Genomic DNA, 18,386 nt, shown 5'->3' on the forward strand with positions numbered 1-18,386 from the left:
AAAAAGACCTGAAATTTCCCAAACCCTTCCCGTATTTGACCCAGAGTGAAAGGTAACCAAGTGGTTAGTTGTTAAAGAGGGTCAAGATGAACGCCATGACTATGCGTCCCGAAGCACGTCCGATGTCGACGATCTGGGCAACCCAAAGCCGAACGCCGTCTGCAAGTGCTTTGGACACGGAAACAAAAGTGACCTTGGCCTGCCATTTGAACCAGACGTTTTCCGCGGCCACGTCGTGGTCCGACCTTGTTTCGGCGCTGGATGCGCGCGGGTTCGGGCTCCAGTTTCTCAATGACCGCCTGATCCTGATCAACGAGCAGAACGGAGTGGCCCTGTGCGCTTGCGGGTCACTCGGGTTCAGTTTTCAGACCTTGGCGCAGAAATTGGGAAAACCCAGTGTTCAGGCCAATACCGGACGGATCATCCCCAAACCCGGCGCAACGTGAGGCCCTAGCGGTCGTCGCCACCGCCCTGGTCCTCCACCACCTCTTCGTCTATCGCGGCCTGGACAGCACCTGAAACCGCGTCACGCTGTTCGTCCGTCAGGTCATCGACCTTGCCGTCGGCCAGACGCACGGTGACCTCACGATGGGCAAAGCGCACACCTTCCCGGGCAAAAAGTTCGCGGATTTCTTCATATACCTTCTTGCGCACCAGCCATTGATCGCCCGGCTTGGTCATGAATTTGACCCGGATGATCATGGCGCTGTCCTGCATTTCGATCACGCCCTGTGATTTCAGCGGCTGGATGAAGTTGTCCCCGATCACCGGGTCCTGCAAAAGTTCCTGCCCCAGTTTCTTGATGATCTTGCGCACGTGTTCGACATCGGTGTCATAGGTTACCCGCAGGGGCAGTTTCATGATGACCCAATCGCGCGAATAATTAGTCAGCACCTGAATTTCGCCAAAGGGGATCGTGTGCAGGGCGCCCAGATGATGGCGCAACTGGAAGGACCGGACCGAAATTCTTTCGACCGTGCCTTTGACACTGTTGACGTCGATATACTCCCCCTTGCGGAACGCGTCGTCGAGCAGAAAGAACGCCCCTGAGAAGATATCCCGGACCAGGGTCTGCGCCCCAAAACCGACGGCTAGTCCCACAACACCGGCACCGGCAAACAGCGGGCTGACATTGATGCCGATTTCCAGCAGCGCAATCAGCGTGATCGAGACCACGACGATCGCGAGGATGGCACCGCGAAACAAAGGCAGCAGCGTGGCCAACCTGCTGGCGCCACCTGCGCCGCCCTCGTTGCCCAGTTCCATATCTTCTTCGGGAACTGTTTCCTCGGCGATCTTGCTGTCGATCCAGATGCGAAAGAAGTGATAGACGACATAGCCGATGAACAGGATCACCAGAACGTCCAGCGCCCGACCCACCAGCGACTCTTCCATGACCATGTTTCCCGGATCCCAGATCCGCAACAAGGCATAGCTGCCTGCGACAAAGGCCAGAATACCGGCAACGCGGCGGGCGAGGTCCTCGAACGTGGTGATCGACGGGCGCGGAGGCCGGGGCGGCAATGGCTGTTCACTGTCCTCGGCCGCGTCGGCGATGGCCATCTCGGCGTTCATCCGTTCAACCGCGATGGTGCGGTCGAAATAGCGTTCGATCACGTAATTGATCACGCCATAGACCACCACGATCGACAGGAATACGACATAGGCCCCCAGGATCAGAGGTGTCTGTTCGGGACGTTCCAGAACCAGATCAAACGCCAGTTTGAACCAGCCAAAAATCATGTATCCGATCAACAGCGGCGCCCAGGCCGCCACCACCAGCCGTTTGACAAATGTCAGTTCTGAATGGGGTTTGCCATTGCGAATGGCATTGGTGATCGCATTGGCGTTGAAAAGGATCATCAGAATATTCGCGATGGCCCCGATCAGAGACAGTATGCCGTAGAGGATGGCATAGACGTTATAGTTCAGCCCGAAATCGGCGACCCAAGTGGAAAACAGAATGGTAAAGATGTTGTACCAGGCCAGGATCGCCGCCCAGTAATACAGCCCCTTGGCCGCGCGATCCGAAAACACCGGGATCCGGTACTGGCTGAGAAAGGGCGACAACAACATGCGCCACAGATCGGAAACGGTGCGCCCGACGAAATAGGCAACGTAGATGGCCGAAATCGTGAACTGCACCGACAGATCGTCGACCGGACCGAAAATGATCGCTCCGATCGTATAGGCCAGAACCATCGAAAATATCGTGGCGCCCACACCCATGACGAACCGGAAAACCAGGAACGGCATTTTCTCTCGGTAGCCGGTCGGGTTTTCCCGTATCCTTCCGACCACAAAATTGCGCACAAGCCGCTTGCCATAGATTTCTCGGGTCAGCAGCTGTGCCAGGACAAACAGGCCCACGCTCCACAACAGGACATTCACATAGGTCATGATGCGCCCGTCGGGGCTGGTGGCGCGCAGAACATACGCGACCTCGTTGAACGAATTGGGCAGATCGCGCAGCCGTTCACGCAGCGTTTTCCGGAACTTGTTGGCCTCGGCCTGCGTCTTCATCAGAGATGATGCGCCTTCCATCGCCACGTTGGCCGTGGCCTCAGGGTCCGGGGCTGCGGCGGTGCTGATCATGTTGCCCGCGCTGTCCACGATGATGACGTTGACCCCGCTTTCGGCGGCCTGGCGAATGGCCTCGGCCAGCGCCCCGTTTTGTGCCGGGTCCGTCCCGTCCGTGCCCGATTGCGCCTGTGCGAGACCGGGCGTCAGGAAGGCAAAAAGGACCGCGACAACGAGCCATGTGAGGTTGGTCAGCATGAAGAATTTCGCCTTGCCTGATGGGTCAGTTGAACCGAAGGCTATAGGCCCATACAAAATGACGCAATTGGCAGGGCCGCAGGTAACGCTTAGATTATCGATAAGGCTTGGTTCCCCAAGCAGGGATGATGAGTTTCGTGTTTTCAATCCAAGGCATTTTTACTAGTACGAATTCAAGTAAGATCGCGCCGTTGCAACATATGCTGCCAGGACCTCAGGAACCGGGTGCACGCTCAACGCCGCGACACAGACCGACCATGAGGCAAGATATGGCCGCGCACGCACATCAGCACGAACCTGCCGCGATGGGCGGCTTTAAGGCGCGCCAATGAATCGCCCCGCCTCCCCCCGTTCGTCCCGCGCGCCGCGCATCATGCTTTATAGCCATGACACCTTTGGCTTGGGCCATCTGCGCCGGTCCCGGGCCCTGGCACAGGCAATCACCAAGGCGGACCCGGATGCATCCGCCCTGATCCTGACCGGATCGCCGGTGGCGGGACGGTTCGATTTCCCCCGCCGCGTGGATCATGTGCGCCTGCCCGGCGTCACCAAGCGGCGCGATGGGAGCTATGTTTCCCAAACCCTGGGCATGGACATCGAACAGACAACCGAACTGCGCGCCGGATTGATCCGCTCAACGGCCGAGCAATACGAACCCGACGTGCTGATCGTCGACAAGGAACCTGCCGGGTTCCGGGGGGAATTGCTGCCGACGCTTGAGCAGTTGAAGGCCCAGGGGCACACGCGGCTGGTTCTGGGGCTGCGCGACGTTCTGGACGACCCCGAGGTTCTGGCCGCCGAGTGGGACCGCAAGAACGCGATCGAGGCCACCGAACGTTTTTATGACGAAATCTGGATCTACGGGCTGCGGTCAATCTATGACCCGACCGCAGGTCTGACCCTGAACGACGAAACCCGTGCGCGGATGCATTGGACCGGCTATCTGCGGCGCAAGGTGCATAAATCCGCAGAACCGCCGGAACAGCCCTATATCCTGATCACACCCGGTGGCGGCGGCGATGGTCAGACCATGGTGAACCTGGTTTTGTCCGCTTATGAGCAGGACCCCACCCTTTCTCCGCGCGCCATCCTCGTCTACGGCCCCTTCCTGTCGGGCGACATCCGGGCCGAGTTCGAAGCGCGGGTCGATGCATTGGGCGGCCGGGTCACCGCCGTCGGGTTTGAATCGCAGATCGAAACCCTTTTTGCCGGTGCTCAGGGTGTGGTGTGCATGGGCGGATACAACACGTTCTGCGAGGTCCTGTCCTTTGACAAACGCGCTGTGATCGTGCCCCGCACGGTGCCCCGTCTGGAACAGTACATCCGGGCCAGCCGCGCCGAAGAACTGGGTCTGGTCAAAATGCTGGACGAAAACCGCGATGGCCTGTCGGTTCAGTCCATGATCGCCGCGATCCGCAACCTGCCGTCCCAATCCCTGCCGAGCGAGGCGATTTCCGACGGTCTGCTGGATGGTCTGGAATACGTGACCGGGCGCATTGCCGCCCTGCTGGGCGAGCGTGCCGAACAGGCCGCCGAATGACCACAGCCGCCACGCCGCTTGCCGTTGTGGTCAAGGGCTGGCCACGCCTGTCGGAAACCTTCATCGCACAGGAACTGGTCGCTCTTGAAGAGGCGGGGCATCGGTTTGACATCTGGTCCCTGCGCTTTCCCACGGACACCAAGACCCATCCCCTGCACGACCGGATCAAGGCCAATGTGCGTTATTTGCCGGAATACCTGCATCACGAACCGGAACGCTCCTGGCAGGCCTTTCTGAAGGCACGGCACCTGCCCGGTTTTGACGATGCCATGCGCATCTGGCGTGATGATTATCGGCGCGACAGCACCCGCAACCGGATTCGACGGTTTGGCCAGGCCTGCGTCATGGCTGTGGAAATGCCGCAGGATGTGCGCGGGCTTTACGCCCATTTCCTGCATACGCCGTCTTCGGTCGCCAGATATGCGGCCATCATGCGGGGGCTGCCGTGGGGCTTTTCGGCCCATGCCAAGGATATCTGGACCTCGCCCGAGTGGGAGCTGCGCGAAAAGCTGGCGGCCGACAGGTTCGGCGCGACGTTCGGCGCGACCTGCACGGCCTATGGCGCGGCACATCTGCGGGAATTGTCCGGCGATCCCGGACGGATCGACCTTATCTATCACGGGCTGGATCTGAGCCGTTTTCCCGCCCCGCCGGATCGTGCAATGCGCAGGCCGGATGCGCCGATGCACCTTTTGTCTGTCGGGCGTCTGGTCGAGAAAAAGGGGTTCGACCGGCTGATCGCCGGGTTGGCGCAATTGCCCGCCACGCTTGACTGGCACTGGACCCATATCGGCGGGGGCGGTTTGAAATCGGAACTGGCCGCTCAGGCCGCTGCGGCCGGCATCGGCGCGCGTATCACGTGGCGCGGGGCCTGTGACCAGCCCGAAGTGATCGAAGCGATGCGCGCGGCGGATCTGTTTGTTCTGCCCAGCCGTATCGCCTCGGACGGCGACCGTGACGGGCTGCCCAATGTGTTGATGGAGGCCGCCTCGCAACGGTTGCCGATCCTGTCGACGGCGGTATCGGCGATCCCTGAATTCATTGAAAACGGCGTGCATGGGGTGTTGTCCAAAGACACGCCCGAGGCCTTGGCCGCGGCGATCACGACCCTGGCCGACAACCCGGCAAAAGCCATCGAAATGGCCGATGCCGCGCTTGACCGGTTGCGCCGCGATTTTGGCATGGATCCGGGCATTTCCCGGCTTTCGGACCGCTTGAGCCGGATGTTGGCGGAGGGCTGAGCGTGCGCAGGGTTGCATTTTATGCCCCGATGAAACCGCCCGATCACCCGACCCCCTCGGGCGACAGGGAAATGGCGCGCAACCTGATGGATGTCATCGGCGCAGGGGGCGCGGTGGTGGAGCTGGCCTCGCGTCTGAGGGTTTTTGACGGCAGGGGCGATGCCGCGGTGCAGGCCCGCATGGCCCGGGATGCAGAGGGGGAGGTTGCCCGGCTGATCGCTGTCTTTCTCGAACGGCCCATCGCGTTGTGGGTCACTTATCACAACTATTACAAAGCCCCGGACCTGATCGGCCCGGCCGTCTGCGCGGCCCTGGGGGTCCCTTACGTCCAGATTGAATCAACACGGGCCCGGCGGCGGTTGACCGGCGATTGGGCCGGCTATGCCGCAGCGGCCGAGGCGGCCAGCGATGCGGCTGACGTGATCTTTTACATGACCGACCTTGACCGGATCACGCTTGAAAGAGACCGGACCGATGGACAGCGCCTGGTGCACCTGCCCCCCTTCCTTCCCCGGGACACCCTGCCCCCGGTCGCGCGCCGGGACGCGTCACGGATACTCAGCGCGGGCATGATGCGCCCGGGGGACAAACTGGCCTCCTACCGGATCATCGCCGACACGCTGGCCCGGCTCGAGACCCCGGATTGGCATCTGGATATCGCCGGAGACGGGGCCGCCCGGTCCGAGGTCGAGGCGATGATGACCCCGTTCGGCGACAAGGTGCGCTTTCTCGGAGTGCTGGACAAGGATGGCATGGCCGCGGCCTATCTGGATGCGGGTCTGTTCTTGTGGCCCGGCGTCAACGAAGCCTTTGGCATGGTCTATCTTGAGGCACAGGCCGCCGGGCTGCCTGTTCTCGCTCAGGACCGTCCGGGCGTTCGGGATGTTCTGGCGCCCGGGGACTACCCCGCCCCCGAGGCAGGGCCAGCCGCGCTGGCGAAGGAGCTCGACCGGTTGCTCGGGGCGCCCGAGGTGCGGCGGGCGCGCGGCGACGCCGCCCGCGCCCATGTCGCGCAATTTCATCTGCGGGGCGCGGCGACTGAAACGCTGTGGTCGGCCCTGGGCCCGCTGATAGGGCGCGGATCATGATCCGGCTGGCTCTTTTGCGCCACGGCCCGACGGCGTGGAACCGCGCAGGCCGCATTCAGGGGCGCAGCGATATTCCCCTGGACCCCGAGGCGCAAAAGGATCTGGCCGCACTGTCCCTGCCCGCCCCATGGGACCGGGCCGATCTGTGGGCCAGCCCCCTGCAACGTGCGGTGCAGACCGCGCGCACCGTGACGGGACAGGACCCGCGCACCGATCCGGCACTGACCGAGATGTTCTGGGGCGAATGGGAGGGGGCGCATGGCGCCGACCTGGCCGCCGATAAAACCAGCGGGTTTCGCCACATCGAAGACTGGGGCTGGCAATATCGCCCGCCGGGCGGCGAAAGCCCCGCAGATGTGCGCGCCCGCTTGCAGCCCTGGCTGAGCAGGTTGACGCGGGACACGGTTGCCGTGTGCCATATCGGGGTGATGCGGGTGCTGCTGGCACAGGCGCATGGGTGGGATTTTGACGGGCCTGCGCCGTTCCGCATCAAACGCAACCGCCTGTTCGTGATTGAGCTGGACCAAGAATGCATGCGCCCGCTGCCCGAACCGATGCGCCTGATCCAGTCAGGAGACACGCCATGAGGGTCATGATCGTTGTCACGCACCTGTTGGGCACGGGGCATCTGAGCCGCGTTTTGACGTTGGGGCGGGCCTTTTCCGGCGCGGGGCATGACGTAGAGGTCTTGTCGGGCGGGATGCCTGCGCCGCAGTTGGACCACACCGGCGTTGAGGTGCGCCAACTGCCGCCCTTGCGGTCGGACGGGACGAATTTCACCGATCTTCTGGATGCCGCTGGCACCCCGGCAGGGCCCGATGTTCTGGCTGCGCGCAGGGCGGCTCTGGCCGCGGCGCTGAACGACGATCCCCCCGATGTCGTCATTACCGAGCTTTTTCCATTTGGCCGCCGGGTTCTGAGCGATGAGTTCCTGTCCCTTCTGGATGCGGCCCGCAGGCGGGCGCGTCCGCCCATCGTTCTGGCGTCGATCCGGGACATCCTGGCCCCGCCGTCCAAACCCGCACGCGTGACCCGCACGGACGAGATCATCGCGCGTTATTATGACGGCGTGCTGGTTCATTCCGACCCGAGGGTTGCCCCGCTTGAGCTGAGCTGGCCGGTCTCGTCCACGCTGGACAGCAGGGTGCATTACACTGGGTATGTCGCCCCACCCGCCCCCAAGGTCCAGTTGGCGCCGACCGGCGAGGTTTTGGTCAGCGCTGGCGGCGGCAGCGTCGGCGCCGCGCTGTTTCGCGCCGCGATCGATGCCGCACGGCTGATGCCCGATGTGCCGTGGCGCATTCTGATCGGGGGCGCGGATGCAACGTCCGAGATTGCCCGACTCAAGACGCTGGCCCAAGGCAGCCGGGTAACGGTAGAACCCGCCCGCCGCGATTTTCGTGCGTTGCTGACCGGGGCTGCGGCCTCGCTCAGCATGTGCGGGTATAACACCGCGCTGGACCTGCTTCAAACCGGGGTTCCCGCGGTTGTGGTGCCGTTCGACGCGGGCGGCGAGGTCGAGCAGAGCTTGCGCGCCAAGGGGCTGGCCCGGTTGCAGGCGGTCGAAATCGTGCCCAGCGCGACCCTGACGCCACAGACGATCGAGCAGGCCCTGATCAAGGTCATGGCGCTGGGCCCCCGCGCAACGGATGACCTGCGGTTTGACGGCGCGGACGAAAGCGTGCGAATTGCCACCCGAATGGTCGAGGCACGCGCATGTTGACGGATTGGACACCCCTGGGCGAGGAACTGAAGAACTGGGCGCGCGATGGCCTGACCTTGCCCCTGTGGTGGCGCGATGACGATGCCGTTGCACCAACCCCTGCGCTCGACCGGCTGGCCCGGTTGTCGCACACCTGCGATCTGCCCGTGCATCTGGCCGTGATCCCGGCCCATGCGACCCGGGAACTTGCGGGTGTGGTGCGCGATGAGGCAAACCTGATCGCCCTGGTCCATGGCTGGGCACATGAAAACCACGCCCCGGACGGCGCAAAGAAATGCGAATTTGGCGCCCTGCGCCCCTTGCAGCAGCGCCGTGACGACGCCGAACGCGGATTGACGCACATGCGCACCCTGTTCGGTCCGGATTTGGCGCCCGTTTTTGTTCCTCCCTGGAACCGCATCGCGCCGGACCTCGTCACGGAACTGGCCGGGATCGGGTACCGCGCAGTGTCCACGTTCACCCCGCGCACAGCCGCCTTTGCGGCGCCGGGGCTGGCGCAGATCAACACCCATCTGGACCCGATCAACTGGAAAGGGACGCGATCCCTTGTGGCGCCGGATGTCCTGATCGCGCAGCTGTGTGACCAGTTGGCCGCGCGCCGGCTGGGCAAGGCGGACAACGACGAACCCTATGGCATTCTGACCCATCACCTTGTGCATGACGCTGCAATCTGGGAGTTCACCGAGCAATTGATTTTGCGTCTGATGGACGGACCGGTGACGCGCTGGAACGCACTGGATTTCACCCAAGACAAGGAGACCACCCCATGAGCCGACTGGATTCGATGCTGCGCCGGCTGGCGGCGCAACGGGATGGCCTGAATTGGGCCGCCGGGCTGATCGCCGGATTGGAGGGAGATGTATTGGACATGGGGCTTGGCAACGGGCGCACATATGATCACCTGCGCGAAATCCTGCCCGAGCGGCGGATTTGGGTCATTGACCGCGTGTTGCAATGCCACCCGTCCTGCATCCCGCCCGAACAGGACTTTCTCGAAGGCGAGGCCGAGCCGATGCTGAACCTGCTGGCCGATCGTGGCGCGCGGATTGCGCTGGCTCATTACGATTTCGGCTTTGGCGTCAAAGAAAAGGACGTGTCCGAGGCCGCCCGGCTTAGCTCTCTGGTGGCGCGCGTGATGGTGCCCGACGGCATCCTTGTGTCCGGCCAACCGCTGGTCGGGTTTGAACAGATCACCGGACCCGAAACGATCGCACCGGACCGATATCTGTTTTACCGGGCCTGAGAGACAGCCGTGACCTTCAACCGCTATGCCCTCTACTATGCGCCCCCGGCCGATGCCGCGTGGGCGCGGTTCTGTATCGGCTGGCTGGGCTGGGACATGGAAACCGGGCAATCGGCGCAACCGCCCTCCCTACCCGCGTTGCCCGTTCCGCTGGAGGACATCACGGACACGCCACGCAAATATGGTCTGCATGGCACGCTGAAACCGCCGTTTCGACTCGCGCCCGGTTTCGATCGCAACGCGCTGGAACAGGCCTGCGCGGACCTGGCGGCGGGGCTGGCACGGGTCGACATGACCGGTCTGGACCTTGCCCGGATGGGGCGGTTTCTGGCACTGCGCCCCGTTGGAGATGAGACCGCGATGGGAAATCTGGCGGCGGCCTGTGTGCGCGATCTGGACCGCTTTCGCGCCCCGGCGCCGCCCAAAGAGGTCGCGCGCCGTCGTCAGGCGAAGCTGAGTCCAGAACAGGACCGGAACCTTATGCGCTGGGGCTATCCCTACGTGATGGAGCAATTCCGGTTTCACATCACGCTGAGCGGCAGGTTGCCCAAACCTGTTCTGGACGAGGTTGAAACGGTATTGAGCGACCTTTTGGTGCCGCAACTTCCATCGCCCTTCGCGGTGGATGACATCGCCCTCGTGGGCGAGGATGACACAGGCCATTTCCACCTGATCCGCAGGTTTGCATTGAGCGGATAGGGCCGCGTTTCCCTGCCGGACAACGGGCGGCGGAAAAACAATGCCGGCCCTACCATTGCCCGGTCCGAGCGCGTATATGCGGCGCGACTCTGACCCAATGAGGTGCCCCATGTCCTTTGACCGCAAAATCAAGATCGCCCCATCCATCCTGTCGGCCGATTTCGCAAATTTCGGCGCCGAGTGCGAAGCCATCGAGGCGCAGGGCGCCGATTGGGTCCATGTGGATGTGATGGACGGACATTTCGTGCCCAACATCACCTTTGGCCCGAGCACCTGCGCCGCGATCCGGCCGCATATCAAGGGGGTCATGGATGTCCATCTGATGATCGCACCTGTTGATCCCTATATCGAGGCGTTTGCCAAGGCCGGGGCCGATGTCATCACCGCCCATGTCGAGGCGGGTCCGCATATCCACCGCACCGTTCAGGCCATCCGCGGGGCTGGCGCCAAGGCTGGCGTCGCGCTGAACCCGGGCACCCCGGCCAGCGCCGTGGCCGAACTGATGGACATGATTGATCTGGTCTGCGTGATGACCGTGAACCCCGGATTTGGCGGCCAGAAATTCATCGACATGACCGCCAAGATCAAGGAGCTGCGCGCCATGATCGGTGACCGCCCCATCCATATCGAGATCGACGGCGGCGTAGACCCCACGACCGCCCCGCGTGTTGCGCAGGCCGGGGCCGATGTTCTGGTTGCGGGCTCGGCCGTGTTCCGGGGCGGATCGGTGAGTAACGCGAACGTTTATGGCGATAACATCAAATCCATTCGTGCGGCCGCCGAAGGCGTTTACGTCTGACCCCCAAACCGGCCCGTCAGTCGCGGCTGAACAGAGTGCGCTGACGGCGAACGACCCGCCTTATTTCAGCTGGTCGGCAAAGGCTTCGAGCAGTTTGTGCTTGAGGATTTTGCCGGTTGGCGCTGCGGGCAGATCGGTCGCCACGATGATCTGGCTGGGGCGTTTGTATCCCGCCAGACGTTCGGCGGCAAAGGCGCGCAACTCGGCCGGGTCGGGCATATCGTCCGGCGCGGCCTGCACAAAGGCCAGCACCTGTTCATCCCCCCGGACCGAGCGTCCGATAACCGCGCATTGGATCACTTGCGGATGGTCGTTCAGCGCGGCCTCGACCTCGGGCGGGTAGACGTTGAACCCACCGTGAATGATCAGTTCCTTTGAGCGGCCAAGAATGTGCAGGAACCCCCGGTCGTCGATCATGCCCAGATCGCCGGTATGCAGCCAGCCGTCGCCATCCAGCGCCTTGGCGGTTTCTTCGGGGTTCTTGTAATAGCCCTTCATCACGTTGGGACCGCGGGTCAAAACCTCGCCCTGACCATCGCCACCGCCTTCGACGGTTTCGTCGATCATCACTTCGATCCCCGGCAGGGGCGGCCCCACCGAGATATCCGGATCGCCGATTTCATTGTTGGTGACGCAGGTCCCCGCGGTGGTTTCGGTCATGCCGTACCCGTTTTGCAGGGCAACGCCGTAAAACGACTCAGCCTTGCGTTTCCAGGCCGGGTCAAGCGGCGCCGCCCCGGACGAGACATAGCGCAGTTTGTTGTCGCGCAGCGTTTCGTGGCCCTGTTCCTTGGCGAATTGCATCAGCAGGGCGTGCATTTGCGGGACCGCGGACAGCAGGGTAATACCATCGTTCAAGGCCTGATAGAGTTTGGCCGCCGTGAACCGCGCCTCGAAATGGATATGCGCGCCCACGTAGGTCGCTGCCGTGGTGACCGAAGTCAGGCCGAACACATGGGTGATCGGCAGAACGCCATAGATCAGGTCATCGCGCGTCATGCCGCGCAGCTTGGCCGAGGTCTCCCCCCCGAACAGCATGTTGCCATGGGTCAGCATAACGCCCTTGGGCGTGCCTGTGGTGCCCGTCGTGTAAAGCAGCACCGCCACATCCGGCAGATCGTCAGGGGCACTGTCAAACGGGGTGGCCAGATGCATTTGGCCGAATGTTCCGGAAACCGGGCGAGCCTGCATCCTATCGGCATGCGCAACGGCATCGGGCGAGGCTGCGGAGGTGAACAGGACCGCCGCCGGTTTGGCATGGTTCAGGATGCGGTCGATTTCCGCCGCGGTCTGGCGGGCGTTGACCGGGGCGACAATCGCCCCGAGACGTGAACAGGCAAAGAGCGCTGCCATGGCCGCGGCGCAGTTTTCGGCCAACAGCAGCACGCGATCCCCGGCGCGCACGCCTGCATCGCCGAGCAGTGTGGTGATGTCGCTGCAAGCCGCATCAAGCGTGGCATAATCCCACGACGCACCGCCGGAGTCGCTGACCGCCTTAGCGGTCGGGCGGGTTGCGATCTGCGTGCCCAGATAGTCGTGCCAGCGTCCAGTCATGCGTTGAAATCCGGTTTGCGTTTTTGCAGGAAGGCCGAAATTCCCTCGGCGGCTTCGGCCCCGCCCTGAGCACGGGCCATGGCGTCGCGTTCCAGATCCAGTTGCTCGGCCTCGCGCGTCTCGTAAGCGGTTGCGACCAAGCTGCGGATCGTGCTTTGCGCATCGCGCGGGCCCTTGGCCAGTGCATCGGCCAGCGCGTTCGCCTCGGCGTCGGCCTGACCGGCGGGAACAACCGCGTTGACGGCCCCCAGTTCAGCCATGCGCCCGGCAGCGACCGGGCGGGCCAGCAGGCACATTTCCATCGCGAGCGGGCGCGGCAGCATCCGCGACAGGGCCGAGGTTAGCCCACCATCGGGCACCAGCCCGGCCTTGACGTATGAGGCGGTGAACTTGGCATCTTCGGCGGCGACGATCAGATCGCAGGCCAGCGCAATCGATGCCCCTGCCCCGGCAGCCCCCCCTTCCACTGCCGCGATCACCGGGACCGGCGAGGACCGGATGGCGCGGATCACGCCATGCAACCCTTCGATCTTTTCGCGGCGTTCCGGCTCGCTCAGCTTGCTGCGTTCAATGAGGGTGTTCAGGTTACCCCCGGCACAGAAAAAACCGCCCTCGGCCGTCAAAATGATGGCGCGGATGCGCGGGTCCCGGGCCTGCCCGACGGCGCTGTGCACGGCATCGTAGAATTCGGGCGAAAGGGCGCCACGCTGGGCGGCGTTCATGTTCACGACAACCAGACGGTCGCCCCGGTCATCGACACGCGCAAGGGTCATCTGCGTTTCTCCTGTGGAACGGGTTTGTAGACGCCCGCGCTGGTGGCCACCAACGTGCCGTCTTGGTCATGCAATTCGCCCGAGATGAACAGCGTCCGCCGCCCGCCGCCAGTTACCTGCGCGATGGCGGTAACGTGCCCCGATTTCGCCGGGGCCAGGAATTGCGTGTTGAACGACAGGCTGAGCATCGGCGGCAGCGTTTCCGGATCCGCCTTGAGCGAACCGGTCAGGCCGCAGGCGCTGTCGAGCAGCATGGCGATGATACCGCCGTGCAACACGCCATGGCGATTGGTATGTTGCGGACCAACGTCAAGATAGAGGCGCGCACGCCGGTCCGCGTGGCTGACATCGGTCACCCACCCGACAAGGCGCTGTGCCCCGGTCTCACCTACGATGAGACCGGGCGTTTCCTCAGGCTGCGCTGAGTTCAATAAACCGCTCCATGTGATAATCGGTATCGCCAAAGCGATGATCAGTCATCACGATCCGCTTGGCGATATGGGCCAGTTCATATTCCTGCGTCATGGCGATGCCGCCATGCATCTGGATCGCTTCCTCGGCGACGAGACGACCGACACGGCCAATCAGGTTGCGCGTGCTGGCGATGTGCAGATCGCGCGTTGCCGGGTCTGCATCCATGTAGCCTGCCGCATTGATCACCGCCGACCGCGCCTGTTCCAGTTCGATCAACAGGTCGGAATAGCGATGCGCCAGCGCCTGGAACGTGCCGATTGGGCGACCGAACTGCTTGCGGGTCGTCAGGTAGTCGCGGGTCAGTTCGGTTGCCGCCTCCATCGCACCCAGCGCTTCGGCCGCCAGGGCGACGTTGGCGGTTGCCACGACATCCTTGAGCGCGGCGAACCCTTTTCCAGCGTCGCCCAGGCGAGCAGAAGCGGGAAGGCTGACGTCGTCGAGGGTTACTTCGGCGGCGCGGCCACCGGCCAGCATTGGATAGCCGCGCATGGTGATGCCCGCGGTGTCGGCCGGTACGAGGAACAGCGAAATGCCGTCCTCATCCATGATGCCGCCGGATTCACGTGCGGAAACGATCAGGTTGCCCGCCGCCTCGGCATTGATGACAACCGCCTTGCGCCCGTTCAGGACAACAGTGTCCCCACTGGCCTTGGCCGTGGTTTCAACGCGGCTGAGGTCAAAGCGGCTGACGGGTTCGCCATGCGCCAGCGCCATATGCTGTGCACCGGCGATCACCTCTTCGATCAGCTCTTTCTGGCTGTCATTGCCCAGCGCGGCGATCAACCCGCCGCCCAGGATGGCCGTGTCGAGGAAAGGTTCGACCACGCCGGCACGCCCCAGTTCCTCGAACACGGTGGTGATGTCGAAACCAGCACCGCCAAAACCGCCCTGGTCCTCGGTGAACAAAGCGCCAATGACGCCCAGTTCGGCCAGTTCGGCCCAGATTTCCGCGCTCATACCTTCGTCACTGTCGATGATGGCGTTGCGCTGGGTCGTGGTATAGCGGTCGGACAGATAGCGACGCAGGGTATCCTGCAGCATTTGCCGTTCTTCGGTCAGGTCAAAATTCATCTGCTCAGCCCCCCATTTTCACTTTGGCGATGATCCCGCGCTGAATCTCGTTCGAGCCGCCAAAGATCGACAGTTTACGGTTGTTGAAATACGACGCGGCCACCGGAGCCGCGTAATCGGGTCCGATCGGATCATTGTCGCCTTCGACCGCTTCGGATGCGAACGGCATCGCGTATGGGCCAACCGCCCGGCGCGCCATGTCGTTGATCTCTTGCCGGATGATCGTGCCCTTGACCTTGAGCATCGAGCTTTCCACGCCGGGCGCCTGTCCGGCGGCGGCCTTGGAAATGATGCGCATATTGCTGGTCGACATCGCCATCAGGTCGATTTCCGTCTTGGCAATGCGGGCGGCAAAATGCGGGTTTTCGATCAGCGGCTTGCCATTGGCCATCTCGGCCCGGGCGATACGCTTGACCGCATCCAGACCCGCCTGGCTGAACCCGACACCGGCAATGTTGGTGCGTTCGTGGGTCAGCAGATACTTGGCATAGGTCCAGCCTTTGTTTTCCTCGCCCACCAGGTTTTCAACCGGCACTTTCACATCGGTGAACCAGACCTCGTTCACCTCGGGTGTCCCGTCCAGAAGAACGATGGGCCGCACCTCGATTCCGGGGGTGTTCATGTCGATCAGCAGGAAAGAGATGCCTTCCTGCTGTTTGACCTCTGTATCCGTGCGCACCAGGCAGAAAATCCAGTTGGCGTACTGACCCAGCGTGGTCCAGGTTTTCTGACCATTCACGATGTAATGGTCCCCTTCGCGCACCGCGCGGGTTTTCAGCGACGCAAGGTCAGACCCGGCACCCGGCTCGGAATAGCCCTGACACCACCAGTCTTCGCCCGACAGGATGCGCGGCAGGTAGTAATCCTGCTGTTCCTTGGAACCGAATTTCTGAAGCACAGGCGCCAGCATCGCCAGACCAAATGGAACGATGCGCGGCGCAGCGGCACGGGCGCATTCTTCTTCGAAGATGTGCTTTTGCACGGCGTTCCATTCGGCACCGCCGAACTCCTTGGGCCAATTGGGGGCAAGCCAGCCCTTTTCATTCAGGATTGCGTGCCACTGGTCATGCCCTTCCTTGCCCAAATCCTGCCGTTTGCGGACTTTGTCAGACAATTCCTTTGGCAGTTTTTCGGCCAGAAACGCCCGGACTTCGTCGCGAAAAGCAATCTCTTCGGCTGTATAGTTCAGATCCATAGCTTTCTCCGATCAGTGATTTTTAACCCGGCCAGCGACCCCTTTGCCGCCGCCGGTAAACTTGGCCACAGCACCCGATCAGGTGCTGCAACGTTTTCCTTGCAGCATCAAATGGCCTCTTTGTTGAGGTCGTCAAATGTGCGCCCTTCGGCAACCAGCTTTTCCAGCAGCGGCGCAGGCTGCCAGAAAAAGTCATCTTCTCTGGCGTATGTCTTGATGTCGTTCAGCAACTCTGGAAGCCCCTGAATATCGGCCCACTTGAGCGGCCCGCCAAAGTAGCGCGGAAATCCATAGCCAAAGAGAAAGGTCATATCGACGTCCAGAGGGCGGCGCGCGATGCCTTCGCCGACGACCTTTGCGGCCTCGTTCACCATGGCGGCCATATACCGTCGTATGATTTCCTCGTCCGTAAAGTCGCGCGGCGTGATGCACAGTTCGGCGCGCTCGGCCTCGATCAGCTCCATCACCTTGGGATTGGGAACGCCTGCGCGTTTACCAGCCTCATAAATGTAATACCCGGCGCCGGTTTTCTGGCCCAACTGCCCGGATTCGCAGAGTTTGTCGGCATAGGTCGGCACCCGTTCACGCGGATCGCGCGTGGGGGCAAGACGTTTGCGGGTCATCCAGCCGATATCAAGGCCGGACAGGTCCGCAACCGCATAAGGCCCCATGGCAAAGCCGAAATCGGTCAGCGCCTTGTCGATCTGATAGGGGCTGGCACCGTCCAGGATCATGTGTTCGGCGGCCGTGCGATAAGTCTTCAGAATGCGGTTGCCGATGAACCCGTCACACACACCCGCGCGCACGGCGATCTTGCCCATCTTCTGACCCAGCGCAAAGCTGGTTGCGACCACGTCCAGGGCGGTCTTGTCGGCCACGACGACCTCAAGCAGTTTCATCACATGCGCAGGCGAAAAGAAATGCAGCCCGATCACGTCCTCGGGGCGCGAAATCGACGCGGCAATTTCGTCGATATCCAAATATGATGTGTTGGTGGCCAGGATTGCTCCGGGCTTGCACACGGCGTCGAGTTTGCCAAAGACCTGTTTCTTGACATCCATGTCCTCGAACACGGCCTCGATCACCAGATCGACGTCTTTCAGATCGTCGTATTCGGTGGTCAGGGTCAGGGCTTTTTCGGTCATGGCCGCGAATTTTTCCTGGGTGATCTTGCCGCGTTTGAGCGCACCGCCAAGGTTGCCTTCGATCCGATTGCGCGCGGCGTCGGCGGCCTCGGGTGTCATTTCCAGCAGGACCACCGACAGGCCGGCCAAAAGGGCCGAGGTGGCGATGCCCGCCCCCATCGTGCCGCCGCCAATCACGGCGATGGCGGACACGTCGCGCGGCGCAATGCCCTTGAGTTCTGGAAGCTTGCTGACCGCACGTTCCGAGAAAAACGCGTGGATCAGGCCTTGGCGCTGATCCGTTTCCATAAGTTCGAGGAATAACTGGCGTTCGTACTTCATCCCTTCGTCAAAGGGTTTTTCCGTCGCAGCCTGAATGGCGCGCACGGCAACGGCGGGTGAAATTTGCCCCCGGCCCCGTTTGAGCACGGAGTCATAGATCGCTTCGAAATCGACCGGTGCGGGCGGGGCCATTTCGCTGACCGGGCGGCGCGTCGCGGCGCTGTCCAGCAATTCCTGCGTATAGGCGATCCCGATTTCGCGCGGGTCGCCTTCGGTGACACGGTCAAGGATTCCCAGGTCCAGCGCCTCGGCGGCGCGGACGTGACGACCCGTGGTGATGATATCCAGCGCCGCATCAAGGCCGGCCAGACGTGGCAGGCGCTGGGTCCCACCGGCGCCGGGCAGAACACCGAGCAGAACCTCGGGCAGGCCGACGCGGGCCGACGGCACGGCGATGCGGTAATGGGTGGCCAGCGCCACCTCAAGCCCGCCGCCAAGCGCGGTGCCGTGGATGGACGACACGACCAGCAGCGGCGAGGATTCAATACGTTTGCAGACATCGGGCAGATACGGCTCTTTCGGCGGCTTGCCGAATTCGCGGATATCGGCCCCGGCAAAATAGGTGCTGCCGTCGCCATAGATCAGAACCGCCTGAACGCCATCGTCCTGTTCGGCTTTTTCAATGGCCTCCATCAGTCCGGTCCGAACACTATGGCCCAGCGCATTGACCGGTGGGTTCTGCGCCTTGAACACGGCAATATTGCCAACCCGTTCGTATGCTATGGCCTGTGACATCCCTACC

Annotated in this window: 17 protein-coding genes; 10 read left to right on the top strand and 7 right to left on the bottom strand. The window is 62.6% G+C overall.

What is annotated here, in order from left to right; translation table 11 throughout:
- The first annotated feature begins 86 nt into the window (after positions 1–86).
- Positions 87–446 (top strand): hypothetical protein, encoded by a 360-nt coding sequence (locus tag ACXYMO_RS15180; RefSeq protein WP_458879578.1) that lies wholly within the window; start codon positions 87–89, stop codon positions 444–446.
- Positions 447–450: 4 nt separating this feature from the next.
- Here ACXYMO_RS15180 and ACXYMO_RS15185 read toward each other — a convergent pair whose 3' ends face one another.
- Entirely contained in the window at positions 451–2,778 is a 2,328-nt protein-coding gene (locus ACXYMO_RS15185; RefSeq protein ID WP_458879579.1) for a mechanosensitive ion channel family protein, read from the bottom strand.
- 328 nt (positions 2,779–3,106) lie between these two features.
- Between ACXYMO_RS15185 and ACXYMO_RS15190 the strand changes: the two genes are divergently transcribed.
- From ACXYMO_RS15190 to rpe, 9 genes are all read left to right on the top strand, one after another.
- Entirely contained in the window at positions 3,107–4,318 is a 1,212-nt protein-coding gene (locus ACXYMO_RS15190; RefSeq protein ID WP_458879580.1) for a glycosyltransferase family protein, read from the top strand.
- Positions 4,315–5,559 (top strand): glycosyltransferase family 4 protein, encoded by a 1,245-nt coding sequence (locus tag ACXYMO_RS15195; protein ID WP_458879581.1) that lies wholly within the window; start codon positions 4,315–4,317, stop codon positions 5,557–5,559. The genes ACXYMO_RS15190 and ACXYMO_RS15195 overlap by 4 nt, the downstream gene beginning before the upstream one ends.
- A gap of 2 nt (positions 5,560–5,561) precedes the next feature.
- Complete coding sequence (locus ACXYMO_RS15200; RefSeq protein WP_458879582.1) at positions 5,562–6,647, top strand: glycosyltransferase family 4 protein; 1,086 nt, start codon at positions 5,562–5,564, stop codon at positions 6,645–6,647.
- Positions 6,644–7,234: a histidine phosphatase family protein gene (locus ACXYMO_RS15205; protein WP_458879583.1), complete on the top strand. Its 591-nt coding sequence runs from the start codon at positions 6,644–6,646 to the stop codon at positions 7,232–7,234. Before ACXYMO_RS15200 ends, ACXYMO_RS15205 begins: the two co-directional genes overlap by 4 nt.
- Complete coding sequence (locus ACXYMO_RS15210; RefSeq protein WP_458879584.1) at positions 7,231–8,370, top strand: glycosyltransferase family protein; 1,140 nt, start codon at positions 7,231–7,233, stop codon at positions 8,368–8,370. The genes ACXYMO_RS15205 and ACXYMO_RS15210 overlap by 4 nt, the downstream gene beginning before the upstream one ends.
- Entirely contained in the window at positions 8,364–9,140 is a 777-nt protein-coding gene (locus ACXYMO_RS15215) for a polysaccharide deacetylase family protein (RefSeq protein WP_458879585.1), read from the top strand. The genes ACXYMO_RS15210 and ACXYMO_RS15215 overlap by 7 nt, the downstream gene beginning before the upstream one ends.
- Positions 9,137–9,613, top strand: coding sequence for a class I SAM-dependent methyltransferase (locus tag ACXYMO_RS15220; protein ID WP_458879586.1), 477 nt, complete (start codon positions 9,137–9,139; stop codon positions 9,611–9,613). Before ACXYMO_RS15215 ends, ACXYMO_RS15220 begins: the two co-directional genes overlap by 4 nt.
- A 9-nt stretch (positions 9,614–9,622) precedes the next feature.
- Complete coding sequence (locus ACXYMO_RS15225; RefSeq protein WP_458879587.1) at positions 9,623–10,312, top strand: DUF1045 domain-containing protein; 690 nt, start codon at positions 9,623–9,625, stop codon at positions 10,310–10,312.
- 109 nt (positions 10,313–10,421) lie between these two features.
- A complete protein-coding gene (rpe, locus tag ACXYMO_RS15230) occupies positions 10,422–11,111 on the top strand; it encodes a ribulose-phosphate 3-epimerase (protein ID WP_458879588.1) in 690 nt (229 codons plus the stop codon).
- Between the two features lie 60 nt (positions 11,112–11,171).
- On the opposite strand, the gene ACXYMO_RS15235 is transcribed toward rpe, so the two are convergent.
- The 6 genes from ACXYMO_RS15235 to ACXYMO_RS15260 form a co-directional block, all read right to left on the bottom strand.
- Positions 11,172–12,665: a class I adenylate-forming enzyme family protein gene (locus tag ACXYMO_RS15235; RefSeq protein WP_458879589.1), complete on the bottom strand. Its 1,494-nt coding sequence runs from the start codon at positions 12,663–12,665 to the stop codon at positions 11,172–11,174.
- A complete protein-coding gene (locus ACXYMO_RS15240; protein WP_458879590.1) occupies positions 12,662–13,438 on the bottom strand; it encodes an oxepin-CoA hydrolase, alternative type in 777 nt (258 codons plus the stop codon). Before ACXYMO_RS15240 ends, ACXYMO_RS15235 begins: the two co-directional genes overlap by 4 nt.
- Entirely contained in the window at positions 13,435–13,869 is a 435-nt protein-coding gene (locus tag ACXYMO_RS15245; RefSeq protein ID WP_458879591.1) for a PaaI family thioesterase, read from the bottom strand. Before ACXYMO_RS15245 ends, ACXYMO_RS15240 begins: the two co-directional genes overlap by 4 nt.
- Positions 13,850–14,983, bottom strand: a complete 1,134-nt coding sequence (locus ACXYMO_RS15250; RefSeq protein ID WP_458879592.1) for an acyl-CoA dehydrogenase family protein — start codon at positions 14,981–14,983, stop codon at positions 13,850–13,852. Before ACXYMO_RS15250 ends, ACXYMO_RS15245 begins: the two co-directional genes overlap by 20 nt.
- Positions 14,984–14,987: 4 nt before the next feature.
- Entirely contained in the window at positions 14,988–16,178 is a 1,191-nt protein-coding gene (locus ACXYMO_RS15255) for an acyl-CoA dehydrogenase family protein (protein WP_458879593.1), read from the bottom strand.
- A 107-nt stretch (positions 16,179–16,285) separates the two neighbouring features.
- A complete protein-coding gene (locus ACXYMO_RS15260) occupies positions 16,286–18,379 on the bottom strand; it encodes a 3-hydroxyacyl-CoA dehydrogenase NAD-binding domain-containing protein (RefSeq protein ID WP_458879594.1) in 2,094 nt (697 codons plus the stop codon).
- Positions 18,380–18,386: the final 7 nt, after the last annotated feature.

Source organism: Arenibacterium sp. CAU 1754, from assembly GCF_054482635.1.